We start from the raw sequence: 25741 nt of genomic DNA, 5'->3' as shown, positions 1-25741 counted from the left end.
TCTTTATCTAAGCTCTGCTAAACTTGTCTGTTGATTGCAGCGAGAGGCGTCGCTTTCAGCGGGCGGTCCGGGAGTCTCCTCGGTGCCATGCGCTGTGGGGTCTCCCTTTGACTCGCTATTCTAAGCAGGAGTCTCACGTATCTAGTTCCAATCAACATAGTGCAATAAAGATCAATTAGCATTAACAGAGCCTTTATCTAAAATAGGCAAATGTAAATTTACGGTTGTTCCGACTCCTTGTTTACTTTCAATCGAGACTCCGTAATCGGCCCCAAATAGATGCCTAATTCGTTGGTGGACATTGATCAGACCGATGTGCATTCCATTATTAGACGTTGTCATTAAGTCCATCTTCTTTGTGATTTCATGGACGGTGTCCTTTCGAATACCTACCCCATTATCTGTAACTTGTATGACAAAGGTAGATTCGGACATTCGGAATGCAGTAATAAAAATTTTAATTTTCCTTACATTGTTACCCATACTGTGAACAAAGCAGTTTTCAACGATGGGTTGCAGAGAAAATTTCACAACCAGAAGCCTTATTGCCCATGTCGGTATATCCCATGTATGTTCAAAACGGTCCTCAAAACGAACCTTTTGAATTTGTAAATAAATCTCGCAAAATTTCATTTCTTCAGCAAAGCATACAGTAGCAGAATCATTTTTCAGATTATAGCGAAGCAGCTTGCCAAGTGAAGATGACATCATGGCGATATTTTCTTTGTTTTCTTCTAAAGCCATCCCTCTTATCGTTTCGAGAGAATTATATAAAAAGTGCGGGTTCATTTGTGATTGCAGCATCTTTAATTCAATTTCTTTTTGACTAAGCGACATTTCTGTTTCCCTTAATTTTGAAAAATAGACCTCCTCAATCAAATGGGATAGTTTTCCCACCACATGATTAAAACTTTCTGATAACTGACCAATTTCATCTCTTGATTCCACGACGACTCTTCCATCAAGATTGCCGATTTCGACATCTTTCATAAAATGCTGAAGACGACGAATGGGACGAATTAACGTTTTCGCAAAACCATATCCAAGCAGGTAAGCTACGAGTAGAGAGATCACAATGGTCCACGAAATTGCTTGGCCAATTTGACGAATTCCTTCTGTTAAATCACGGTATGATACAGCTGTAAAATACGTCCAGCCAAGGTTTGGAGAATGTGTATAGGTAATGAAGTCTCTTTGTTCATTTTGTAAGATTTTCGTACCACTATCTCCAGCTTTCCATTTCGAAAGAAGTTTATGTTCAGCTTTTTGCCCTAACTTTGAATAATCGGGATGATAGACATAATGTCCTTTTGCATCCATGATAAAAAATTGTCCACTTTTACTAATTGTTACTTTTTTTGCAATTTCTTCGATTCTTCTGAAGTTTATATCAATGACAAGCATGCCCACCGGCTGTAATGTATGTGGATTATATAAGCGCCTGACGAGTGAAATGACTGGCTCTTCTTTATCTTTTAATTTTATCGTTCTACTCACGATCATCGACATTGATTGATTTGGAACAGATGAATACCAATATTCTTCCTGTATGTTGGAAGCTGGGTAATAGTTTTCAGTCCCGAGTGTATCAATTACAAGTCCAGTATCGGAAAGAATCGTGATATTTGAAATATCTGCTCTTGAATATTCCTGAGTCTTCAAAAAATCCCGAAGTGTCTCTTTCACATTTTCGTTCTGTTTATCTTCATCTATTTGAAGAAGATGGTTGACAATGGGAGAATTGATAATCTTCAAACTAGTAATCTCAAAATCTTGTAGATAATATTCAAAATGAGTCTCTACCTGCTCAATTACTTGATGGCTGGATTGCCTTACTTCTTCTTCCAACTCAAATGCTGAACGTTGGTATGATATAATCCCTACTGAAGAAACCGGAATAATGATCAATAAACTGGAGAAAACAAAAAGCTTTGTCATAAATGAGCGATTTTTTAATAATAAGTATTGTTCAATAAATTCGATAATTTTTCTTCTTTTTAAGTTCATTGTTCGCCCTTCCCTAACATTGATTTCTCCTTTTGCTCATCATCTTAACGGAAAAAACCTACCCGGTATATGTTCCTATTACCGAGCAGGTCTAGTTTTTATAAAGCGAGACTACCATCAGTGGGGGTTTTCTTCATCCCACTGATGGATATCAAGACTTATTTAGTCTTTACGGTCAGTTATTAAACTCCTATCTTCTTTATTTCTCCCCGAATCTAGAGGTGGGGTTTTACTGCTCGTTAAGTATGGGATAAATTAGAAAAGGTTACATTTTACCTTTGTTTCGAGTCTATCTACTGGTGTCATAAGCCGGTCAAGACGTTTCCCTTTTTTTATGGCCGTGCTTCATCGATTGCGTCCAAGACTTCTTTGTAATCTTTTCCGTATTTATCTAATACAGGTTGAACAGCTTCCTTCCATGGTGTATTATCTTCTACTTCTATGAATTTAACACCGGCATCTTTTAATTTTTTCTCTGATTCTTTTTCCAGCTTATCCCATGCTTCTTTTTGCGTTTCAACTGAATCAGTTGCGGCTTGTTGAATAATCTCTCTATCTTCTTCTGATAGTTTATCCCAAGTTGCCTTACTCATTAACAATACCTCAGGTATACGTTGGTGATGGTCCATGATGATTGTTTTTGCTTCTTCATAGTGGTTGGATGAATCTAAGCTTGGTAAATTATTTTCCGCTCCATCAATAATTCCTGTTTGCAAGGCACTGAACACTTCACCATATGGCATTGGTGTAGCGCTGGCTCCTAGAGAATCAATTAAATCAATATTAATTTTACTTTGCTGTACACGAATTTTTTGCCCTTTTAAATCTTCAATACTATTTAATGGCTTTGTTGAATAAAAATTACGTGATCCTGAATCATAATAAGCTAAACCTCGCATTTTTGATTGCTCAAGATCTGTAAGAAGTTTTTTTCCTGCTTCCCCTTCAAGGAAATTCCATAAATGTTCTTCACTATCGAATACATATGGAAGGTTAAGTGCTGAGAACTGATCATTAAACTCAGCTAATGGACTAGCATTTATTCTAGTAAAATCAATTGCCCCTAACTGTACTTGCTCTAATACAGATTTCTCGTCACCAAGCTGTGCAGATGGAAATACTTCAATTTTTATACGTCCATCTGTTCGCTCATTAACTAATTCAGCAAATTTCTTGTCCCCAATAACCGTTGGATAATCTGCTGGCTGATTATCCGCCAAGCGAAACGTAAATTCTGGTTTTTTTGCATCAGAGCCTTCTGCTGGTTCTGATGTTTTTTCATTTCCACAAGCAGCCAATAATGTGCCAGCCATTAAAACTGTAGCAAGCAATCCTGTAAACTTTCTTTTTTTCATGTTAAGACACCCCTTTATTTTTTATAATTAAACCACCGATTCCTAAAGCTATTTGGCTAGCATATTTGGAAGCCACATCACAACCTCAGGAATATAAGTGATAATTAACAAGACAATTAATAAAGCATAGAAAAATGGAAGCATTGCTTTCGTACCTTGTTGAATGGAAACCTTCCCAATTGCACAGCCAACAAACAAGACTGTCCCAACCGGCGGTGTTAATAACCCTATTCCAGCATTCAAAATGAGTACGATTCCAAAATGAACTGGATCCATACCAAAGCTCGTCACGACTGGAAGGAGAATTGGTGTCATAATTAAAATCATCGGCGCCATATCCATCGGTGCCCCTAGCAGCAACAATAATATATTGATAATCAATAAAATGATAAGCGGATTATCAGAAATCGTTAAAAATAAATCCGTCACCATTGCAGGTACTTGTAAATAAGCTAAAATCCATCCAAAGGCAGCAGAAGCAGCAATTAAGAAAAAGACCATCGCAACCGTTTTCATTGTTCTGATTAATATTTTCCCAATACTCTTTAATGGAGCTTCTCTGTAGATACCAAAAGCTAGAATAAAAGAATATAAACATGCGAGTGCACCTGACTCAGTTGCTGTAAACCATCCACTTAAAATCCCGCCAAGGATGATAACTGCGGGACTTAATGATAAAATCCCATGGAGTAAAATACCGCCAATTTCCGCTTTAGGTACAGGTTCTGCTTTTTGATAGCCTCGTTTTCTTGCAATGATATATGCCGTAATCATGAGGGAAATTAACATAATCACACCTGGAACGATCCCCGCCATAAACAAGCTTGCGATGGAAACGCCACCAGCAGCTAACGAATATAACACCAAATTATGGCTAGGTGGAACAACCACCCCTTGTATCGCCGAAGCAATTGTTACCCCAACTGAGTAATCTGCTTCATACCCTTGCTTTTTCATCATTGGAATCATAACTGAACCAACTGATGAAACATCCGCAACAGCAGATCCGGAAATATTCCCAAAAAACAAGGAAGCAACACTGTTGACCATTGCTAATCCGCCGCGGACTCTGCCAACTAATAATCGGGCTAAATTTACAATGCGAAGGGCTAGGCCACCCTCACCCATTATTTGTCCAGTTAGAATAAAAAAAGGAATGGCGAGCAATGAAAAGGAATTCATCCCCTGTGTCATTTGCTGACCAATAACTGCCCACGGTACATCTAAATAAATCACCGTTAGCAATGACGAGATAATGAGTGTTAAGGCAATTGGAAACCGAAGTAGTATGAGCAATACAAAACTGACAAGTAAAATGATGATTGCGATAGTGCTCGTATCCATCCTATAAACCCTCCTCTAAGTCCTTATACCGTGATGTATCAATATTGAAAAATTGTAAAATCGCATACCCGCAAGTCATAATTCCAGTTATTGGCATTGCAAGATACGTCACACTGCTTGGCAGTTTCGTTGCCGGGAGTGTTGATTCAAACATTAACACCGTAAAGTCCCAACCTTGAATAACTAGATATAATCCAAAGGCAAAGATACTCACACTAATGACTTTATCTAGCATTTTATTAACCATTTTCGGAAAAAGATTTGTAAACGAATCAATTCCTAAATGGATACTCTCACGAAACCCGATCGCAATGGCCATTAAGGCAAACCATGCAAGAAGCAGCAAGGTTACTTCTTCTGACCAGAAAAAAACAAAGTTAAATAATTTACGAGTCATAACCTGTGTTGTCACGACGAGAACTAAAGCGACGAGAGAAACAAGTGCAAATTTTTCAAAAACGTTATCAATAAACTTCGCGATCTTTATCATAACCTTCACGTGAATCTTCCTCCTTCCCCAAAAAGAAAACGTTTCCAATGACTTAATTGTATAGACGTTTCTATCACTTTTGAATATTAGGTTTTTTAGAAAAACTTGTGATTTTTTTAGATATTCGTATGTTAACTTTAAATAAATCTTCCTTCTCATCTACAAAAATACTTATCACACCCGGACATTTCTTCGGTTTATTACATGATATTTTTATAACAAATTCGTAATTGACGAATAATGTCGAAGGTGATATTCTTAGTTTACCGTAATTAGTTAGTTTAATAAACAAATAAAATTGTCTTTTGAAAAGGATTACTTTTTTTGAAAGGGATTACTTGAATTAATATAGGAAAGGAAGCGATGTTATGAGTTCACCAGCAGTAGCGGAAAAAGCAACAACAAGCTACAAAAAACTTAGCTTAAAAGAAAAAATCTCCTATGGTTTTGGTGATGTTGGAAACGGTCTCATGTTCGATATGGGCCAATTGTATCTGTTGAAGTTTTACACAGATGTTTTAGGAATCTCTGCATTCTGGGGAGGTTTGGTATTTCTAATCTCAAAAATATTTGATGCGTTTGCAGATGCAAGTGTCGGGGCGTTTGTTGATTCAAGGACAAATATTGGAAAACGTGGTAAATTCAGACCATTTATCTTATGGGGAACGATTCCTCTAGCGATAATGACTGTTATCTCTTTTTTAGCTCCAGACTTTTCTGATTTAGGAAAAATTGTATGGGCTTTTGTGACTTACATGTTATTTGGACTTGCTTATGCAATCGTTAACATTCCATATGGTTCTCTATCTGCAGCAATGACACAAGATCCTGTTGATCGTGCTTCACTTGGATCATTTCGAGCAATCGGCAGTCAAACAGCCCTTTTCATTTCTGGTATTGTCGTGATTCCGATCGTCTTACAATTTGAAACTCAAGAAACCGGATACATTGTTGCCATTTCGATTATGTCAATTCTTGGTGTACTGTTCCATTTCATTTGTTATCGAAATACAAAAGAAAACATTGTTCGTGCACCGAAAAAAGAAAAAATTCCGTTATCAACTTTATTTAAATCATTGTTATCAAATAGACCTTTAATTGTCCTTTGTTTGGCATCATTGTTCATGATTGCAGCGACGAATCTTCGTACAGCTGTTCAGTTATACTATCTAGAATATAACTTGAATAATCCAGGTCTGATGTCCATCCTTACATTCTTAAGTATTGGACTAGCGATTGTTGGTTCTATGTTTATCCCTGCACTTGTAAAAAGAATTGGGAAAAAGAAAACATTTATTCTTGGTCTTTTAATTGGAATCGTTTCCGATGTCGTTAACTTTATGTTACCAACAGATATAACAACATTCTTAATTGCCTTTTCAATTGGAAGCTTTGGATTAGCATTTGCACTTGGCCTACCATGGGTAATGATTGCAGATTCCGTTGATTATCACGAATGGAATGCTGGGGAACGTACTGAAGGTGTTGTTTATTCTTCATACAGCTTTTTCCGTAAGTTTGCGCAAGCACTTGCTGGTTTCATCCCAGGGGTTGCGCTAGGAATAATTGGATACGTCCCAAACGTCCAGCAATCTGCTGAAACACTGCTTGGTCTCAAAGGATTAATGTTCGTTGCCCCTGCAGTGCTTAACATTCTGGCATTGATTATCTTATTCTTCTTCTACAATTTAACAGATGAATTGTATAAAAAAATTGTCGCGGATCTCAATGAAAGAAATGGCGGCGGTAAAAACCCAGACCCTGAGGCAGCGTAAAGCAAAAATTCAGGATGCTACTTGTAAGTAGTACGGATAATAAAAACGTTAGAAAATAGCAAGAAAATAACAAGCGAATTAGCTCATAAAAACGCATGGACAATGATTAAGTCCATGCGTTTTTAATTATCTTACTTTATTAAGTTTTACTCTTATACAGTAGTTACACCCGACGTTTACGTATCCATCTTTACAATCTACCTTCAACCACATAAGGCAAAACTAGGGTATAATGAATTCTGGACCTTCTATAAAAATGTATTAGGGAGGAAATGTTATGAGTGAAAATATTTCAGATATTGATTACAAGCAAGTCATTGAATATGCGTTGGAACCATTAATTATTCATTCACACCTAAAAATTATCTATATTAATCGTGCAGCTGAAAAATTTTTCAGGTCTCCTAAAGACGAAATTATTGGAGCAAGTCCTTTAGATATTTTTAAGGAGACATCCAAAACAGCAATAAACAAAAGAATACAATCGGCTTACGAACAACCAGCAAATGTTATTGAAGAAACAATCTATCGTATGGATGGTACGACGGTTGATGTAGAATTATATTGTCATCCTGTGACGATGGGTAATACAAAAGCTATCCAGACATATGTACGAGATATTACAGAAAGAAAAGTAACTGAAAAAAAACAAAAAGAAATGGAAAAGCAAATAAATGAGTTGTCATCAACACTAGTTCCGCTATTGGATGGAATTGCTGTCCTTCCGTTGCCCAGTTCTTTAGATGAGGAAAAAGCAAAACAACTTTTAGATAGAGTCCCGGTAAAAGTAAAGGAACAAAACGTAAAGTGTCTAATAATAGATTTCTCTGCTATTTATAACTTAGACACGATGGTAACGGAATATATTTTTAAAATTAATTGTGTTTTATCATTGCTTGGTGTACGTTCGATCGTCACAGGTTTAAGACCCGAATTAGCTCTAGTTGCCATAGAACTTGGTACAAATTTTAATTCCACTCCAACTGTTTCAACTGTAAAAGCTGCACTACATTTAATAGGTGTAGAATATGATGGGGATTCAGCCATTCAGATTGAAAACAAGTTAAGGTAAAGAATGAAGGAAGCAATGCGACGCAACATTGCTTTTTTATTTTGTTTTTATTTCTTCTCGATTTAAGATAAGAAAAAGGAAACATTGGACCAGTTAGTTCAGACAAAAACGCTTGACTGACGTATAAGACCGATGTCCAATAGTGCCTTTTGAAGTAAAACGTTGATGTGACTCTGGCAAACTTGATAATCAATGGTTACAGATTTTCTATTCATCTTTTTCCTTCTTTTCCTCTCTCTTCTTATCCTCTTCCTGTTTTTTCTCTGCTTCTTTCTCTTTCTTTTCAGCTTCTTTCTGCTCTTCCTTATCTTCTTTCTGTTCTTCCTCATCTTCTTCCTGTTCTTCCTCATCTTCCTCCTGTTCTTCCTTATCTTCTTCCTGTTCTTCCTTATCTTCTTCCTCTCTTTTCCTCTGTTTTTCCGCTTCTTCCCACTGGTTATTAAGCTGTTTTTCTAGCGAGGTTAAATCAAATTCCTTTTGGGAAAATTCAGTAATGGACTGTGTGAAAATTTCTTTAAATATTTTTGTGACTGTAGAGCCGCTGGATTCCAACAAATAATGATTTTCATCCGTTTTATCGTATCCCATCCAAACTGCCCCAACAATTTGTGGATTATATCCGACAAACCAATGATCCTTTGATCCTCCTTCATTTGCAAAAGGAAGCTCTGTTGTACCCGTTTTGCCTGCTATTTCAAAGCCCTTCACCTCAGCCATCTTTCCTGTGCCTTCTTCAACGACACCTTTAAGCATATAGGTTATCTTCTGGGCAACTGAAGGATCGGTGACTTTTGTAGCATTACTGTTCCATTTGCCAATGACCGCTCTATCTGCATCTTCAATTTTTTGAATCGAGTGTGCCTCTACCCTTACGCCATTATTAGGGAAGGTGGAGAATGCTTGAGCCATCAATAATGGCGATACGCCTTCACTCATACCACCAAGTGCTAAACCTGGAGTAGAATCCTCCTCCTTTAATTTAATACCGAAACGCTCCACTGCATTTGTACCGTATTTCAATCCCATTCTCTCCAATAACCATACTGGCGGGACGTTATATGAGTGCACCAAAGCTTCATACATTGTAACTTCTCCACGGAATTGTTTGTCATTGTTCATTGGTTGATATCCGTCAATATCAATAGGGGAATCTTGTAACATATCAAAGATTTTGTATCCTTGTTCTAACGCAGGAGTATATACAGCCAGCGGTTTCATTGTAGACCCAGGTTGTCGTTTTAGTTGAGTAGCACGATTAAATCCTCGAAAAGTGTGTTCCCCTCTCCCACCAACAAGTGCGTTAATTCCGCCAGTTGAGGGATTGATAAAGATTGCTCCACTTTGAATTAACTGGTCTGATTGCCCTTGAGGAAACATCTCTTCATCCCTATAAACCTGTTCAACTGCATGTTGTATTGTAGGATTTAGTTCTGTAAAAATATGAAGTCCACCCGAAAGAACCTCATTTTCTGTAAGATCATATTTCTTTATCGCTTCCTCAATAATATGGTCTACATAATAAGGGTATTTGCCTTTATAGTCATCAATCTTTTTACCCTCTAGGACAATCGGTTGTTCCTTTGCCTTTTCCACATTATTTTGACTAATATAGCCTTCCTTTTCCATTAATGATAAGACAAGATTTCTCCGTTCAACTGACCTATCCATATCTTTAAATGGAGACAGAATGGAAGGTGCTTTAATCATCCCTGCGAGCATAGCCGACTCACCTAACGATAATTCACTAACATCTTTGCCAAAGTACGTTTGCGCAGCACGCTGTATGCCCCACGCTCCTTCACCAAAATAAATCTGATTTAAGTATCGTTCCATAATTTCATCTTTAGTGTATGTTTGTTCAATTTTTTTCGTCAAAATGAGTTCTTTAAACTTTCGTGTATATGTACGTTCTTGCGTTAAAAAAACATTTTTCGCTAGCTGCTGTGTGATTGTACTTCCACCAGCAACAATTTCACCGCGTATGATGTTTTGAGTCATAGCCCGTACAATTCCTATAAAATTAATACCTTCGTGCTTGTAAAACCGTTGGTCCTCTGTTGCAATAACAGCGTGGATAAGGTCTTTGGGAATCTGTTTTATACTAACTCCTTCAATATTAGAAACAGCAATTTTACTAGCAACAGCGCCATTTTGATCATATATAATCGTTTGCATTGGAGCAGGGTCTTCTAGTTTACTGACATCGCTTGTCCAAATTAAAAGATTAAAAATGAGTAAACTGCATAAGACGATTACTGTACCTGCTGCTAAACTCTTCACCTTTAGACTTTTATCTTTCCATCTACTCCAAATCATTTTGGATGATTTTCGTTGCTTCCTTCTTTCCATTCTTCCCAAGTTATATTCCTACCTTCTAGTCTCATGATGTTTTACTTATAATAGCTGCATAAAGTTAATTGTTAAATATGAATGATATGTAGTCAATAGGAATAAGTAATCACTTCGTTTGTATGTAAATAGTGCATTAATCCTTAACTGGATTCTTCATTTTAGAATGATGCAAAAAAATAAACCTACATTTACGTAAGCTTTTAAACATTTATGTCAATCAAAACTTTTACTTCTATTAGTGTTGAATATCAATCGAATTTTGATACGATGAAAATACGGTACCACTTATCTTACCTTATGTAATAATTACTTTGTTCCGAAAATTAATGATAATAAGGAAATAAAAAGAGACCAAATCAATAAACGATTTGGTCTGCTCATCATGTTGACATTTGCTATGTTTCTCCACAAAAACAAGTGACTTACTAAAATGATCCGGATTTTTTATAGCGGAGATTCCACTACTTTATCCTCTCAATTCTGCCTCACTTACCATTTTGTTATGTGTAAGAAAGCTTATCATGACAAATGAAATGAGTGATAAACAGATCGGTAAAACAACTGTGTGCATGCCAAGTGCATTTGGCATAAGACGATCAAATAGAATATAGGAGCCCATTCCGATGATCATTGATGATATTGCTCCATATTTGTTCCCCTTGCTCCAATAGAGACCAAAAACAACCGGCCATATAAATACGGATTCTAATCCACCAAATGAAAAGAGATTTAACCAGATCAATAAATCCGGCGGACTTAATGCAAACAAAGCGACTGAAATCCCAATAATACTAGTTACCAAAAAGCTCGTTTTTTTCACTTGGCTTTCTGTAGCATTTGGTTTGATATAGTTTAAATAAATATCCTTTGTTACTGCTGAACTTACAAGAATTAATAATGATTCAACTGTTGACATAATGGCAGCCATTGGTGCAGCAAGTACCAGACCTGCAAGAAATGGCGGTAATATTTTTAATGTAAGTGTCGGCATAACGGTATCTCCTATCTCTATTCCCGGAAGAATGACCCGTGCAAATACACCGATTAAATGCATGCCGAGCATAATAAAGCCAATCACAATCGTTCCTATAATGATCGCTTTATGCATCGCTTTTGAATTCTTATAAGACATAGCTCTTACAGTAATTTGGGGCAGACCAATCACACCGACTCCAACTAAAATCCAAAACGAGGAAACATAAAGTGGTGTTAGTTCCCGCTCGGCACCATATGGTGAGACTAAATTAGGGTTCTCAGCAACAAGGTCTGCCATAATATTCGAAAGACCACCGCCAGCAATAATCGTTCCAACTAATAAGACGGCCGTACCAACAAACATGACGACACCTTGAACCGCTTCTGTTAAGACAACTGCTCTAAATCCGCCGTATATCACATAAACAAGAACAGATACTGCAAAAATAAAGAGCGCTGTCGTGTAAGAAAGGCCTGTTAACGATTCAATAAGCCTTGCGCCTCCTACCCATTGAGCAGCCATTGCTGAAAATAAAAAGACAATTATACTAATAGATGAGATAAGGACTACTGCATTACTTTGATAACGTTCCTTCAAAAAATCGATCAATGTGATCGCTTGATATTTACGTGCCACAATCGCAAATTTCTTACCTAATACCATTAATACAAAATAACCTGCCGGTAGTTGTGCCATTGATAGAAGCACCCAGCCAAGTCCTTTTGTATAAGCAACACCAGGACCGCCAATAAAACTACTGCCGCTCCCATATGTAGCAATCATTGTCATTGCAAGTAAAAATCCACCTAGCTCTCTTCCTCCTAAAAAATATTCCTGGAGAAAGGAATTCGTAGATCTTACATATTTATTTGCCCAGAAACCAATAAAAAAGATGACGAGCAAATAGAGTAATAACGGTAAAATCACTTGCCAATTCATAATCGATCCTCGCCTTCTTCTTCGCCTTCAAATGGGACATCTTTAAATAAATATTTCACAGCAAAAGAAATGAGGATGACCATAATAATAAACCCTAGCACACAACTATAAAAAAACCATTCCGGCAACCCGAAAATATACCTATACTTAGAAGGATCTCCTGAACCTAAGCCATAAGCAAAGCCATACCATAAAAGAAAATTAATGATCACAAGGATAACGCCAATCCATGCTTCCCTGTTTGCTATTTTAAAACGATTGTCTTCCATCTGAACCCCCAACATAAACTTATTATAACTTTTTTAAGACTATTCTTGCGATTAGTGCTGCTAGTAGAAAAAAGTGATGTTTTCTTGACTCGGTTTTGTTCTTGTGGAGAGAAGCCAGAGTCCTAACTAACAGCAGCGGCGATTCACCGAAAGCTTTATCTATACTATTTTTACTCTATCAATAACAACAATTCATTAAAAAAGAGCCTTTTCCTAAAAAATAGAATACCACATATTCATTCACTTTTTTAGTAAGCAATACTAGTAGAGGATCACTTTTTGATAAGAAATTGTAAGAAACCCGTACCTATCCAACAATAAAATTCCATTATATAGGTACATCATACATGGTAAAATAGGGGAATATTAGAAGTCCAATAGTGAGGGGAAACGGAATGGGTTGGGCAGAATTCCGACCGATTCGAAACAGTATAATGAAATAGAAAACACAGCCTATTGCTTATATTTAGGTTAGATAAAGTGAACATATGAAAATAAAAGAAAGGCTCATATAATATATGTCAAATACATGCCTTCTTTCATTTACTTGTTATTTAAAGAGCTACCTGTTGAATAAGGTGTATTTTACTTTTTACATTGATAATGTAATTCTACAAATTGATTAAAATGCCTGGTTCCTTTCAATAAAAGGTCTAATTGATAATCTCCCTCTTTAAATAACCGAATTCCTTTTCCGATTAAAGTTGGGGCAATTGTTAAAATAAGTTCATCAACTAATTTTTCTCTAATAAAAGATTGTAACAATTCTCCTCCACCAACAATCCAAATATTTCTTCCTTCTTGATTTTTCAGGTTATTAGTAAAACTAACTATATCATCATTAACAAATTTCACATCTTCATTATCCTCAATAGTAGATCTTGAAAAAACATAACATTCTTTATTTTTATATGGAAAATCCCCTGATTCGTGTTTTATTATCCAATCATACGTCTTTTTACCAATCAAAACTGTATCTACCGTTTCATAAAACTCTGAATATCCGTTATCTCCTTCACCATCAACGTTAAATAACCATTCTAAAGACTCATCTTTCGTAGCTATGTAACCATCCAAACTTGTAGCAATAAACAATACTAAATTACGTTTTTCACTCATAGCATCCTCCTTGTATAATCAATAGAATCCACTATCTGGACTAAGGTATCGGGAGTAACCTCTTATCAGAAACTCTTTTATCAACACTAAGCATATATTACAATTTCCTCTTTGAAAAACCAATACATTAAAAACGATATGGCAGCACCGCCCTCCATTTGAAATTTATTAGTTGAATTTTCCATATACCATTTTGTATTATATCAATCTATTAATCAATATATAGTATCTATTTAAAACTCAACAATACTACACTTTGATGTTATGTAGTCATTTAAAGTAGTATTTGTCAATTTATCATTTTACGAAAAAACTCTAGGGAATGTGAGATCCCTAGAGCATTTTTCAATCAAAAAACATCTGCTTCTGCAAATAATTTTATTAAAACGTGTTTCTTCTATATTATATAACCTTAAGAAAAATTTCATTGGTGTTGGTGTAAGAATCTATCAGACTTGCATATTTTCAAATGGAGTGGCTATGCTAAAACAAAGCCTTAGTATTTGTTGAAATACGCTTGGATCTTGTTAGGATCTTCGGTTTTGGTGAGTGCCAACATCAACAGGATACGAGCTTTTTGAGGGTTGATGTTGCCAGAATTGACGAAGTGGTTGTCTACGTCGATTTGTTCGTGAGTCACCATGCCTTCTGGTACACGAGTATCACGAATAACGACAACACCATTCTTCACAGCATCCTTCAGACCAGGAAGCGTTTTTTCATGGATAGAACCATTACCTGTACCAGCGTGGATAATTCCCTTCGCACCGGCAGCAACCGCAGCGTCAACTATTACACGGTCATCATTTGCATGTGAATAAACAATATCTACACGATGCAGATTGTCTTCGGTGATCTTGCGAATGTCAAACTCGGACTCAGTGGTGTGCTTTTTAATTGGCATGTTATAGAAATAGGGAATACCGCCTTGTATATTGCCGAGGGAGCCGTTCTCCTGATTATCGAAGGCATCAACCTCGGTGGTATTCGTTTTAAATGTGTCGCGAGCGCTTCCAATCTTGTCATTCATGGAGATCAGGACGCCCATGCCGCGAGCTTCTTTGGAACCAGCAAGTGCTACAGCGTTGTACAGGTTTAACGGACCGTCTGCAGAGATTGACGTAGAGGGGCGCATTGCGCCAACCACGACGATCGGTTTGTCAGAATGAACAGTCAGGTTGAGAAAGTAAGCCGTTTCCTCCAGTGTGTCGGTACCGTGGGTGATGACAACACCGTCACACTTTGGATCATCCAATTCCTTTTGGACTTCCTTTGCCAGTTTTACCATAACGGCATTAGTATTGGATGTACCAGAATCAATACGTGCCACCTGCTCAGTGGAAATGTTAGCAATATCTCTTAACGTAGGAACTGCTTCTATTAGTTGATCCGGGGTTAGGACACCAGCCTGATAACCTGTGGTTTGGGTCGAAGTAGAACCAGTTCCTGCGATGGTACCACCTGTTGCTAGAATTTTAATATTAGGCAATTTTTTCTTAACAGGATTGGTTGTATTAGATGTTGTAATCTGTTTAGCTTCAACTGGATGTGATGGATCAATGTAACTTGAAGAGATAGTGATAATCCCTGGTGACATTAATGCTAGTGCGGTGAGAGCAACTTTTTTCTTTGTCGTTAGTTTCTTCATTAGAAATTCCTCCATATAACGTGTGATTAGCAAAGGTCTTACTGCCTGTTAATTCGGGATAAATGTTATTAAGCGCTTTCATAAAAAGGTATTTTGATTTTATAATAAGAACTACAGAATCTAACCAAAAACTACAAAAACTCACAGAAAAATGAGAATATTAAAAATCCTCCTTACCCTACAGCAGTTGAAGAATTGAGAAAAAAAAACATGCCATTAGGCATGCACTTAGACAAAAGGAATATTTATACAATATAACAGAACAGGATCATTGTTTTATCAATAAGAATGTTCTTCTATGTTTGGATTCAAGTCGTATGAAAAAGTTGCTTCTATATTGAGTGGCGCTAAAGCCAAGTATATGATGAAAACAGGACAACTTACTAGATGAATTCTGCTCAAAATAAAGTTTGTTTGTTAGCTTTACATGTAAACTATATTTATGGTTTTTCCGCAACTAACGGAGGAAAATAGCCCTGCTTTCTTGGATTTTTATTGAATGCATACTATATAATCTGAAAAGTAATAAATCCATCACTTGAGCTCAGATTTAACAAAAGTTCGTCATTGCGATTCCAAATGTATCCGTTTTGATTCAAAATAGAGAACCTGAATGAATTTTTTCGTATCGATGCGAGCAGGTGATGTTGACTCATTGTTCAATTCTGTCATCTTTCTCCTTACGGTTGTAAAATCAAAAAACTTAGAAGCGTAATTTTCGAACTTCGGATTTAAAAAATCAGTAAGGCCAAGGGACGCCAAATGGTTTAATGACTGGTAAATTGCCCTGCGGACCCGTTGTTTGGATGCTTTAACCTCTCTTTTTAATTCCGTCTCTGCAGCTGATTCTCCAAGTCTTTTTCGAGCTAAATTCACAAAAATCTCTTCTAGTATAGGGAACTCTTGTTCAAATGTTTTATCTTGTTCATATTGATATAAATAATCCAACATATCCAGTAAATCTTTACTTCCGTTTTCAGTAGCTATCCCTAATTCGGATAAAAGAAATTGACTGGAAGTTCTTATATGTTTTTCGTTGTTGTCTTTTTCCTGAAGACTTTGACGGTAATCCAAATTAAGCACCGTATTGAGCGATTTTTGAATATCATGTATCGATTTTTCCAATCTGATTCGTTCGATGACTTTCTGAATGACCGTTAACACTTCAATCCTGTTGATTGGTTTGATTATAAAGTATTCAACACCAAGTAAATAGGCTTCACCAATCATTTCTTTCGATTCCACTTGAGAAACCATGATGATTTTCCCTTTGAATGACGGTTTTATTTGACGAATCGTTTTTATTCCATCTTGAATCGGCATTAACAAATCGATTAATAAAATGTCGATATTTTTCAAAGTTAGCATTTGTTGATCCAATAATGAGCCGTCCTCCGCTTCTCCTACCACTTTACCAAGATCCTCATCTTCAATGATTTGGGCCAACATCGAGCGAACCACTTCGTCATCATCTATTATATAAAAAAACATCGTATCACCCCTTCTCAATTAAGTGATCAACCAATAATCGAATTATGAAAATCGATCCTTTTCCTTCCGGTCTGTCCTGAACCGTAACATCACCTTCAAGTTGTTCGACAATTTCTTTTACATACGATAATCCGATGCCTGTCGATGGGTTACCAGCAAGATCATATCTAGAAGTAAACCCAGGCTTGAAAATTAATGCTTTATGCTTCGATGCAACACCAGGACCGTTATCTCCTATCCGAAATTCAACCGAATTATGCTCCTTATTAATGTCAATTGTGATGGTTCCCGTATCTTTGATAGCTTCTACAGCGTTTGCAACGACATTATTAATGATTGATAGAATGGTGTAAATATGATATTGGGGATGCATGCCATCAATCGTGTACACAAATTGGATGTCTTTCCCTAGTAAACGGGCGTATTTCTCGTTTGCTCGTACGATGATGTTTGCCAGTTCATGTACGGACATATAATCTGTAAAACTTTCTTCGGAAATCAGCTTTGAGAGTCCTGCAAAAATACGCTGGTTATCCTTTTTAACCTCATGTACTTCACCGGCAATTTTTAATGCTTGTCGCCTTAAATCCTCGACCGGAAAGCTCATTTGTTCATTTTCTAAACTGTCTAAGCTTTTGTATAGATCATACGATTTTTTGGTTATATTTTCAGCATCTTGCAACGTTTTTTTTAAATGAATTGATTCTTCATATAAATTGGAAATGAGCATGAGCATGTGTTCATTTTTTTTTCTAATGTGTCTCTCCCTCGACTGTGATTCATACAACTTCATCATATTGAAAAAGCTTAGAACAATAAAACTGTGTGAAAATGCGATGACGATTATCTCATTCAGTGCTGCTAGTGTAATCGTTGTTTCTAATACGAAATATTGAATGATTAATTCCACACAGTCGGACAATATTTCAATTATGAAGCCAATAAATCCAATCATCAAAGTTTGATGATGAAAACGGTTGATGTTCGCTAAATAAAAAAGAAAAGAATAAGTGAAATAAAAGAAAAAACTAGGAAAGTGCGTCTGGAAAGAGGATGTCCAGTCAAAATTCTCCTGCATGATGAAATCTAGTAGCATACGAAATTCCACCACCACTGTTCCTGTCAAAAAACCTGGTAAAAATGCTGGCATTTTCCGCAACAATAACAAAAAGAAGAAAAATGTTGGTGCACCAAAACTCATTCGAAACGTCTCATTTAAAGGGAAAGACTTTATTTCGCCTGCTAAGGGCACTGTTACTATCATTAGAACAAGAATATTGATGTCTTTTTTTACTAAAGCACTGAGATTCAAGATAATCACCTCCCAATTTTGACTAAAAATCAGTATACAGCCTCGTTGACCTTAATACAACGTAAAAATGATTTCGGGTATAAGAAATCCATAAAACTGTCACTAAAGCATTTTTAAATGTTTTACAACATTCATCTCCATCTTTAACAGAAGAGTTTATAGAATTCCTGGGCATTGAGATTCAACCAAGTAAAAACTATGAATATAGACAACAATTGACATCACAGTTAAAGACAATAACTCCTTTGCAGCAGTAATAGGTATGGCCGAAAATGATGAAATAAAGAGTGGTAAATTAAAGAGTTTTAATATACCAGATGGGGCAATTTTATTAGAGAATATATCCTTATTCATAGAAAGTAAAATTGGATATAATTCATATCTATTAAAAGAGCAATTAGAAGGACATAAGAATCTATTTCCTGAAAAACAAAAAGTTCAATGTGAACCAATAATTATTAAATGGAAAGAGATATGTGATTTCTTCAGGAGAAATTACAATTATTATGAAATAAAAAATGATAGTTTGACATGTTTCCTTTTAAAACAATTTGAAGAATTTTGCATAATTAATTGTATTGGAGATAAACAGAATTCAAAAGAATACTTTTTTTTAAGATTCATAAGATATTCTGGCAAAAATTAAGACCCTTGATTTAAGAAAATTAAGGGTCTTACCTAATAAATAAATCACCTAATTATGGGCCTTTTCTAGGGCTAGTTTTATACCAAAACCTATCAGTATAGTGCCTGTGATTCCTTCAATAATATTTTGTGCTTTAGGTTTTTTCATAAAAGAACTAATCTGATTAATTAAAAAGACATAAAGTAAAAACCATATGGCAGTCAATACAGTATAAGTGATGCCCATTATAAGAAATGGTATAAAGGTATTGCTTTCAGAGTCCACGAATTGAGGCAAAAAGGTTAAGAAAAAGACAGCAACTTTTGGATTAAGGATATTGGAAAGGAACCCTTGTTTAAAACAAGATGTGTTTTCAAACTGGTTTTTTGTGTCCATCTCAACGTTTGCTGTTTCTTCTTTTTTCTCAAAGACCATAATGTTTTAGCACCGAGATAAATTAAGTAAACAGCACCAATATATTTGAAGACAGAAAATAATAACGCTGATTTAACAATTATTGCTGAAAGTCCTAATACAGCAGCAGAAGTATGGATAAGAAGGGCGCAACAAGTACCAAAAGTTGTTTTAAGACCTCCACTTCTCCCAACGATGAGAGTATTTTTTGTAGCAATCGCAGTATCTGGACCTGGTAAAATAATTAGAAAAATACACATAGCGACAAACAGATAAAAGTTTTCCATTTTATTATCACCTTTCTGATTATTATAAGTCTTCTGAAGAATATGTGATTCCCACATAAGGGCGCTTTTCTTCAATAACCCAAACTATAAATAAGCCGAAAATATGCAAGTTTCATTTTATGCATATTTTTTGGCTTTTTTCACATTCAAAAAACATATATGCAATTAATAGCATTTTTTAATTGCCAAATACAAGTAACTGTCTTAATACCACTTATTGTATTTTATATTTAAAATCTAACAGACCTTCTTGAATTGGAGGGTCCTTCTTATTATTGACCTCGAACAATGTCCGCTAATGCTTATTGCGTGATTTGGTTCCATTGCTACACAGACCCCGTTACCCTAACCTCTCCAACTGATGAAATTTTATCTATCCTATCCGTTGTTGGAATTAAACTTAGTTATACTTCTTTATTATGCAGCAGTCACCTACAAAAGTTAAAAACCCTGACGGGTTTATCAGAAAAGCAATTCGAGTAAATTGGAGTCCAACTTCTATACCTATTAAGTTACCAAAGAAATCTAGTAAGCGATTGTATGATTTAACTCAACAAGAGTTTGAAAATAATCTCAATCAAGTAAATAACCAGCAATCAAAACCTGTTCCTTTTTATAATTGGCTTGAAGAATAAGTAATGTGATTAAAGAATAGGTAGGTGATTGTTTTATGACTAAATATCAGTATCACTATTGCCCTGAAGGAATTGAAAGCCGTTTTTATTAAGCAAATTCTAAGGTTTGTAACTCATTCTCGGGTGTGTTATTTTTTGCAGTTAAATAGATACGAGGGACCCGTTTTCCTATTAAACAAACGACTTCGTAGTTGATGGTCCCCATGATATGAGCGATTTCATCAACGGATTGAAAAGCCTCTCCATTTCCACCGAAAATAATCACTTCATCCCCATGCTGGCAAGCGGACACGCTCGAAACATCAATCATCGTTTGGTCCATGCAAACTCTGCCCACCACAGGAACCTTTTGCTCCTGTAATAAAAATTGCCCTCGGTTTGATAGGAGTCTTGAAAGCCCGTCAGCATACCCTATTGGAAGTGTGGCAATGACGCTGCCGCTTGAAGGCGTGTAGGTGCATCCATAGCTAATCGGCTGGGTTTCAGACACTGTTTTCAGTGCGGCAATTTTCGTTTTTAGTGTCATTGCCTGACAAAGTGAGATTGGATGATTTTTAAGGGAAGCGTCAGGATACAGTCCATATAACGCAATTCCTACGCGAACCATATCCAGATGCATCTCCGGAAAGTTCATCGTCCCCGCACTATTGCAGCAATGCTTTAAAGGGATGGATAGATGATGATCTTCTAAAAAAGATAAAACAGATTGAAATCGTTCAAATTGCAGAAGCGTATAGGATGGATCCTCATTGTCGGCGATGGCAAAATGGGTAAAGATGCCTTTCAGAAAGACATTTGGCGACCCAGTTGCTTTTTTGGTTAAAGAAAGTGCTTCTTCACCGGTTTGAACGCCTATTCTTGTCATTCCGGTATCGATTTTAAGATGTATGGATACCGTAGTTTGCAAATGTTCCGCTTGAAAAATAACCTCGTCAAGTACATCCTCCGTAAATACCGTTAAATCCACGCCTGCAATGATTGCCTGTCTAATGGAGCGAATCGGGGTATACCCCATTACAAGAATCGGCTCGGTAATCCCAGACTCTCTCAGTTCGATGGCTTCATCCAAAATAGCTACCGCTAAATAATCAGCGCCTGCTTCGATAGCTGCTTTCGCAACGTGCACTGCTCCGTGCCCGTACCCATCTGCTTTAACCACAGCCATTAAATTTACTGATTCTCCAATGTATTTTTTTAATTGCTTAGTATTATGTTGAATGGCATCTACTGAAATTTCTGCCCATGTATCCCGGTAACTTGGTTGAATCACTTGACTCCCTCCCTAAGAAAAAACCCTCAAGAATGAACTTGAGGGGGCTAGTTTGTTTAGATGGCTGCTAATTCTTTTTCTAATGCTTTTTCTACTGGTACATATTCAAAGTTAAGGTCTTTAGCAACTGCTTCGTACGTAATTTCCCCGTTCGCCACATTGACACCAAGCTTTAATGCTGGATTTTCAGTGATTGCCTTCACGACACCTTTATTTGCAATTTGTAAGCCATATGGAACTGTGACATTCGTAAGCGCCATTGTGGATGTTCTTGAAACGGCTCCAGGCATGTTGGCAACAGAGTAATGAACAACTCCGTGTTTTACAAATGTTGGATTATCGTGTGTTGTAACATGGTCAATTGTTTCCACGCTTCCGCCTTGGTCAATGGCTACGTCAACAATAACAGAACCAGGCTTCATGGATTTTACCATTTCCTCTGTTACAAGCTTAGGAGCTTTGGCTCCAGGAATTAATACCGCACCGATGACAAGGTCTGCTTCTTTCACCGCTTCGGCAATGTTGTATGGATTAGACATTAAAGTTTTAATTTGGTTTCCGAAAATATCGTCCAAATAACGGAGGCGATCTGCACTTAAGTCGATAATCGTTACATCTGCACCTAAACCAATTGCCATTTTAGCTGCATTTGTTCCGACGATTCCGCCGCCCACGATGGTTACTTTACCACGGCTTACCCCTGGAACACCTGCAAGCAGGATACCCATACCGCCGTTTACTTTTTGTAAAAATTGTGCGCCGATTTGTACAGACATGCGGCCGGCTACTTCGCTCATTGGCTGAAGGAGTGGAAGTGTACGGTTAACAGAAACTGTTTCGTAGGCAATCGCGATCACACCGCTGTCTTTTAGAGCTTTTGCTAAAGCAGGCTCTGCTGCTAAGTGAAGGTAAGTAAATACTACTAAACCAGGTCGGAAGTACTTATATTCACTTTCAAGCGGTTCTTTTACTTTCATAATCATTTCAGCGCTTGCCCAAACATCTGCTGCTAACTCGATGATTCCAGCACCAGCTTGCGCGTAATCGGCATCTGCGAAACCGCTTCCAATTCCTACCCCTTTTTCGATTAATACTTTATGTCCTGATTGTACAAATGAAACAACCCCTGCTGGTGTAAGTGCCACACGGTTTTCGTTATTTTTAATTTCCTTCGGTACCCCAATAATCATGTTTGATATCCCCCTTAGAAGACTGATTTGATTTTTTCTGTTTTTAGAATAATCCTTTCGAAATCATTTTTCTTTGTTTGGATTACAGAAAAAAAATGACCGCATTTGTGAAATTTCACAAAAAGGCCATCAAAGTCTTGATTTAATAAGGAATATGAGAGGGTTTACTCTATTGAAAAATTAAAATTCCTTTTGTGGAAATTTTCAAAACCCTCGGATTTATAAAAACTTTTCAAGCTTGAGATCTAAAAATAAGGTCATCTTTTGGTTCGGATCTTTTAAATTCACTTCACCGATTTCGGAGATTCGCTTCAGTCGATAGGTTAACGTATTGGTATGAACATTTAATGCTTTAGACGCTTCATGAACATTGCTGTCTTTGTTTAGGAATACTTCTAAAGTTTCCACTAGGTCGGTGTTATTTTTTTGATCATATTCCCGAAGTTTTTTCAAGGAATAGTTTTCATTATGATTCATTTCTGCTTTTTCTATCAAAATATCTATATACTTATAAATTCCTAGGCTTTGATAGCTATGAATTTCTTTTGCTTCATCGGGAAATTTCCTTTTAACAGATAATACGGTTCGTGCTTCTTTGTATGATTTCTCTACTTTTAATAAATTACGATAGACACTGCCGAAGCCTTGAACAATAGATTCAATCCCAAATCGTTCTTTCATTTTATCCACAAACAATTCACAAAACATATTTAGTTTGTTGATAGGTTGCCCGATTCCATCAACTGAAATAAACAATATAAGGTGTTGATGGTCGATGGTATAAAGCAAAATCCTTGGCTGCTGTACGGTCTTTAATAGATAAGCGATATGCTTCTCATCATCCCTTGTTAAATCTTTCGAAAATTGAAACACGGCAACAGCAAAATGGTTAGGAGGAGAGATTTGCAGCGAGTGAAATTTGTTGATAATTTCTTCATTCGAAACAAGATGACTTGTTAACAGCTGCCAGAAAAACTCTTGAAATTGTTCCTCTTTTTTATTTTTACGGGTCTGCACTTGAATCAGTTTATTTTTTGTCGCTTCTGCCGCCCGTTTTAAACATGCCATATCTTCGTCGCCTAATGTCTTGTCAATCTCCAATGCCCAAATGAATCCAAGCACTTCATCATTTTTCCAAACCGATACCGTTACCCTGTCTCCTAGACCAATATCCTCCAAGGTCTTTACCCGTACAGGGTCCCGGCTGCTTAGCAATTTAGGAATAACTCCTTCTTTCCATAAGGAATTGATGACTTTTTCTGGGACACGCCGGCCAATAATCGTGGCAATTCTTGCCGGATCGGTTCGATCATCATGTGTGCTATAGGCAAGAAGCCGATGATTCGCATCTTCAATCGTGATCGGACATCTTAGCATTTCGCTTACCATATCCGCCAATTCTTCTAAACTATCAAAACTAGCACGAAACGGATCGTTTTTCATCTATACCACCTCTATCAATAAGATTGTGCATTTTGTAACACATTTGTTATAGGTAACAAAATACTTTTAATATTTTTGTATTTATACTACAATATAATCTGTTCACAAATATGTTATATTAAATTCGAAAAGTTTTCACATTTATTTTTTGTAAGTTATTGTAAACGCTAACATTTTATTAAAAAGAATAGGGGGATATTATTCAAATACTGAACTATAAGTTTTATTCGAATAATATTTTTGTCGCTTTTCTATTTTCTCTTTTATTTAATAAAAGAGAAATAGTCTTTTTCAACCAAACTAGGGGGGAGAATATGCAAAAAAATCAGCATCAATTACAAAGGGGTTTAGAAGAAAGACACATTACGCTCATGTCTTTAGGAGCAGCGATTGGGGTAGGTTTGTTCCTAGGATCGGCATCTGCTATTAAGCTGGCCGGACCTGGTATCATCCTCGGTTATGCATTTGCAGGTATGATCATGTTCTTTATTATGAGGGCACTTGGTGAGATGGCGATTCAAAAGCCTGTTGCCGGATCATTCAGCCAATATGCTCGTGATTATTTAGGTGCCTTGCCTGGATTCTTAACAGGATGGAATTATTGGTTTTTATGGGTTGTTACGTGTATGGCGGAGATTACGGCAGCAGGGATCTACATGGAGTATTGGTTCCCAGTTGTACCGCGATGGATTTGGGCACTGGCGGCTTTAGTGATCATGGCGGCTGTCAACTTTCTAAATGTTAAAGCTTATGGAGAACTTGAATTCTGGTTTGCGTTAATCAAGATTGTTACTATTATCTTCATGATTGTTAGTGGTATTGGAATGATCGCTTTTGGAATTGGTAATGGCGGAATTGCTACAGGAATCAGCAATCTTTGGGAGCATGGCGGACTTCTTCCAAACGGCATTACCGGGGTGTTGATGTCATTACAAATGGTCATGTTTGCGTTCTTAGGAATTGAGATGATTGGGATTACAGCAGGAGAAGTTAAGAACCCTGAAAAAACACTTTCCCGCGCCATTGATACTGTTTTCTGGCGGATTCTTATTTTCTACGTTGGGGCTTTATTTGTCATCATGTCGATCTATCCTTGGACTGAAGTCGGCGTAGAAGGAAGTCCGTTCGTATTAACGTTTGACAAGCTTGGAATCCCTGCGGCAGCGGGAATTATTAACTTCGTTGTGTTAACAGCGGCACTTTCATCTTGTAACGGCGGTATTTTTAGTACAGCACGGATGCTTTTCAACTTGGCTGAAAACGGTGAGGCACCAAAGGGATTAGGGCAATTAAACAAAAATGGTGTTCCTAGCAAGGCCGTTTTAGTAACAGCAGGTGCCTTATTAGTCGGCGTTGTGCTTAACTATTTAGTACCAGCAAAAGTATTCACTTGGGTAACAGCGATTTCGACGTTTGGTGCAATTTGGACGTGGTCGATGATTTTATTATCACAAATTCGTTACCGTAAGGGCTTGAAACCAGAACAAGCAAAGGGCTTAAAATACAAAATGCCGTTATTCCCATTCACTTCTTATTTCTCATTAGCATTCTTGATTCTAGTCGTAGGTTTAATGGCATACTTCCCAGATACAAGAATTGCTCTCATCGTCGGACCACTATGGCTGGGAATTCTTGTAGCCTTCTATTATGGCAAGGGATATCATAAGAAGGAAAAGGGAAACCAGGGAAGCGCTCGAAAAGCAGTATAGGAAGAAAAAAACGTAAAAA

General features: G+C 36.8%; 18 protein-coding genes and 1 pseudogene. 4 read left to right on the top strand and 15 right to left on the bottom strand.

Annotated elements, in window-relative coordinates:
- Positions 1-171 precede the first annotated feature (171 nt).
- The 4 genes from GMB29_RS08030 to GMB29_RS08015 all read right to left on the bottom strand — a co-directional run bounded on the left by GMB29_RS08030 (position 172) and on the right by GMB29_RS08015 (position 5196).
- Positions 172-2007, bottom strand: coding sequence for a sensor histidine kinase (locus GMB29_RS08030; RefSeq protein WP_136351789.1), 1836 nt, complete (start codon positions 2005-2007; stop codon positions 172-174).
- Positions 2008-2339: 332 nt separating this feature from the next.
- Positions 2340-3362, bottom strand: coding sequence for a TRAP transporter substrate-binding protein (locus tag GMB29_RS08025; protein WP_136351790.1), 1023 nt, complete (start codon positions 3360-3362; stop codon positions 2340-2342).
- 48 nt (positions 3363-3410) lie between these two features.
- Positions 3411-4706: a TRAP transporter large permease gene (locus GMB29_RS08020; protein WP_136351791.1), complete on the bottom strand. Its 1296-nt coding sequence runs from the start codon at positions 4704-4706 to the stop codon at positions 3411-3413.
- A gap of 1 nt (position 4707) precedes the next feature.
- Positions 4708-5196, bottom strand: a complete 489-nt coding sequence (locus GMB29_RS08015; RefSeq protein WP_227551719.1) for a TRAP transporter small permease — start codon at positions 5194-5196, stop codon at positions 4708-4710.
- A gap of 368 nt (positions 5197-5564) precedes the next feature.
- Between GMB29_RS08015 and GMB29_RS08010 the strand changes: the two genes are divergently transcribed.
- Together GMB29_RS08010 and GMB29_RS08005 are read left to right on the top strand one after the other, a co-directional pair.
- The gene (locus tag GMB29_RS08010; protein WP_136351793.1) at positions 5565-6971 is read left to right on the top strand and encodes a glycoside-pentoside-hexuronide (GPH):cation symporter; all 1407 of its coding nucleotides are present in this window, start codon (positions 5565-5567) and stop codon (positions 6969-6971) included.
- A gap of 277 nt (positions 6972-7248) precedes the next feature.
- Positions 7249-8043, top strand: coding sequence for a PAS domain S-box protein (locus tag GMB29_RS08005; RefSeq protein ID WP_136351794.1), 795 nt, complete (start codon positions 7249-7251; stop codon positions 8041-8043).
- 207 nt (positions 8044-8250) lie between these two features.
- Here the strand turns inward: GMB29_RS08005 and GMB29_RS08000 are convergent, their stop codons facing one another.
- The 7 genes from GMB29_RS08000 to GMB29_RS07970 form a co-directional block, all read right to left on the bottom strand.
- Positions 8251-10392 carry a transglycosylase domain-containing protein gene (locus GMB29_RS08000; RefSeq protein ID WP_227551718.1) on the bottom strand — a complete coding sequence of 714 codons (2142 nt, stop codon included), beginning with the start codon at positions 10390-10392 and terminating at the stop codon, positions 8251-8253.
- A 469-nt stretch (positions 10393-10861) separates the two neighbouring features.
- Positions 10862-12310 (bottom strand): sodium/pantothenate symporter, encoded by a 1449-nt coding sequence (gene panF / locus GMB29_RS07995; RefSeq protein WP_136351796.1) that lies wholly within the window; start codon positions 12308-12310, stop codon positions 10862-10864.
- Positions 12307-12579 (bottom strand): YhdT family protein, encoded by a 273-nt coding sequence (locus GMB29_RS07990; protein WP_136351797.1) that lies wholly within the window; start codon positions 12577-12579, stop codon positions 12307-12309. Before GMB29_RS07990 ends, panF begins: the two co-directional genes overlap by 4 nt.
- Positions 12580-13164: 585 nt before the next feature.
- Positions 13165-13698, bottom strand: a complete 534-nt coding sequence (locus GMB29_RS07985) for a dihydrofolate reductase family protein (protein WP_136351798.1) — start codon at positions 13696-13698, stop codon at positions 13165-13167.
- A 496-nt stretch (positions 13699-14194) separates the two neighbouring features.
- Positions 14195-15346, bottom strand: a complete 1152-nt coding sequence (locus tag GMB29_RS07980; protein ID WP_136351799.1) for an asparaginase — start codon at positions 15344-15346, stop codon at positions 14195-14197.
- Between the two features lie 564 nt (positions 15347-15910).
- The gene (locus tag GMB29_RS07975; RefSeq protein WP_136351800.1) at positions 15911-16837 is read right to left on the bottom strand and encodes a response regulator; all 927 of its coding nucleotides are present in this window, start codon (positions 16835-16837) and stop codon (positions 15911-15913) included.
- Between the two features lie 4 nt (positions 16838-16841).
- On the bottom strand, positions 16842-18158 hold the full coding sequence (locus tag GMB29_RS07970; protein WP_136351801.1) for an ATP-binding protein: 1317 nt from the start codon (positions 18156-18158) through the stop codon (positions 16842-16844).
- A gap of 253 nt (positions 18159-18411) precedes the next feature.
- On the opposite strand from GMB29_RS07970, the gene GMB29_RS07965 reads away from it, so the two are divergent.
- A complete protein-coding gene (locus GMB29_RS07965) occupies positions 18412-18795 on the top strand; it encodes a hypothetical protein (protein ID WP_136351802.1) in 384 nt (127 codons plus the stop codon).
- 48 nt (positions 18796-18843) lie between these two features.
- Here GMB29_RS07965 and GMB29_RS07960 read toward each other — a convergent pair.
- The 4 genes and pseudogenes from GMB29_RS07960 to GMB29_RS07945 form a co-directional block, all read right to left on the bottom strand.
- Positions 18844-19475, bottom strand: a pseudogene (locus GMB29_RS07960) (LysE family translocator).
- A gap of 723 nt (positions 19476-20198) precedes the next feature.
- Complete coding sequence (gene alr, locus GMB29_RS07955) at positions 20199-21380, bottom strand: alanine racemase (protein ID WP_196305236.1); 1182 nt, start codon at positions 21378-21380, stop codon at positions 20199-20201.
- A 56-nt stretch (positions 21381-21436) separates the two neighbouring features.
- Positions 21437-22570 (bottom strand): alanine dehydrogenase, encoded by a 1134-nt coding sequence (gene ald, locus GMB29_RS07950; protein ID WP_136351803.1) that lies wholly within the window; start codon positions 22568-22570, stop codon positions 21437-21439.
- A gap of 219 nt (positions 22571-22789) precedes the next feature.
- Positions 22790-24013 (bottom strand): PucR family transcriptional regulator, encoded by a 1224-nt coding sequence (locus GMB29_RS07945; RefSeq protein WP_136351804.1) that lies wholly within the window; start codon positions 24011-24013, stop codon positions 22790-22792.
- 314 nt (positions 24014-24327) lie between these two features.
- On the opposite strand from GMB29_RS07945, the gene GMB29_RS07940 reads away from it, so the two are divergent.
- Positions 24328-25722 (top strand): amino acid permease, encoded by a 1395-nt coding sequence (locus tag GMB29_RS07940; protein ID WP_136351805.1) that lies wholly within the window; start codon positions 24328-24330, stop codon positions 25720-25722.
- The last annotated feature ends 19 nt before the right edge of the window (positions 25723-25741 follow it).

Origin of the sequence: Metabacillus sediminilitoris (genome assembly GCF_009720625.1) — a bacterium.
Taxonomy (GTDB): Bacteria; Bacillota; Bacilli; order Bacillales; family Bacillaceae; genus Metabacillus; species Metabacillus sediminilitoris.
Note: the sequence above shows the minus strand (reverse complement) of the source record. Positions and strands in the feature narration are given on the sequence as shown.

Coding starts and splice junctions, on each gene's coding strand:
- panF (WP_136351796.1), bottom strand. CDS start 12,310: ATGAATTGGCAAGTGATTTTACCGTTATTACTCTATTTGCTCGTCATC.
- GMB29_RS07940 (WP_136351805.1), top strand. CDS start 24,328: ATGCAAAAAAATCAGCATCAATTACAAAGGGGTTTAGAAGAAAGACAC.
- GMB29_RS08000 (WP_227551718.1), bottom strand. CDS start 10,392: ATGGAAAGAAGGAAGCAACGAAAATCATCCAAAATGATTTGGAGTAGA.
- GMB29_RS07980 (WP_136351799.1), bottom strand. CDS start 15,346: ATGAAGAAACTAACGACAAAGAAAAAAGTTGCTCTCACCGCACTAGCA.
- GMB29_RS08025 (WP_136351790.1), bottom strand. CDS start 3,362: ATGAAAAAAAGAAAGTTTACAGGATTGCTTGCTACAGTTTTAATGGCT.
- GMB29_RS08020 (WP_136351791.1), bottom strand. CDS start 4,706: ATGGATACGAGCACTATCGCAATCATCATTTTACTTGTCAGTTTTGTA.
- ald (WP_136351803.1), bottom strand. CDS start 22,570: ATGATTATTGGGGTACCGAAGGAAATTAAAAATAACGAAAACCGTGTG.
- GMB29_RS07965 (WP_136351802.1), top strand. CDS start 18,412: ATGGCCGAAAATGATGAAATAAAGAGTGGTAAATTAAAGAGTTTTAAT.
- GMB29_RS08005 (WP_136351794.1), top strand. CDS start 7,249: ATGAGTGAAAATATTTCAGATATTGATTACAAGCAAGTCATTGAATAT.
- GMB29_RS08015 (WP_227551719.1), bottom strand. CDS start 5,196: ATGATAAAGATCGCGAAGTTTATTGATAACGTTTTTGAAAAATTTGCA.
- GMB29_RS07945 (WP_136351804.1), bottom strand. CDS start 24,013: ATGAAAAACGATCCGTTTCGTGCTAGTTTTGATAGTTTAGAAGAATTG.
- GMB29_RS08010 (WP_136351793.1), top strand. CDS start 5,565: ATGAGTTCACCAGCAGTAGCGGAAAAAGCAACAACAAGCTACAAAAAA.
- GMB29_RS07975 (WP_136351800.1), bottom strand. CDS start 16,837: ATGTTTTTTTATATAATAGATGATGACGAAGTGGTTCGCTCGATGTTG.
- GMB29_RS07990 (WP_136351797.1), bottom strand. CDS start 12,579: ATGGAAGACAATCGTTTTAAAATAGCAAACAGGGAAGCATGGATTGGC.
- GMB29_RS08030 (WP_136351789.1), bottom strand. CDS start 2,007: ATGAACTTAAAAAGAAGAAAAATTATCGAATTTATTGAACAATACTTA.
- GMB29_RS07985 (WP_136351798.1), bottom strand. CDS start 13,698: ATGAGTGAAAAACGTAATTTAGTATTGTTTATTGCTACAAGTTTGGAT.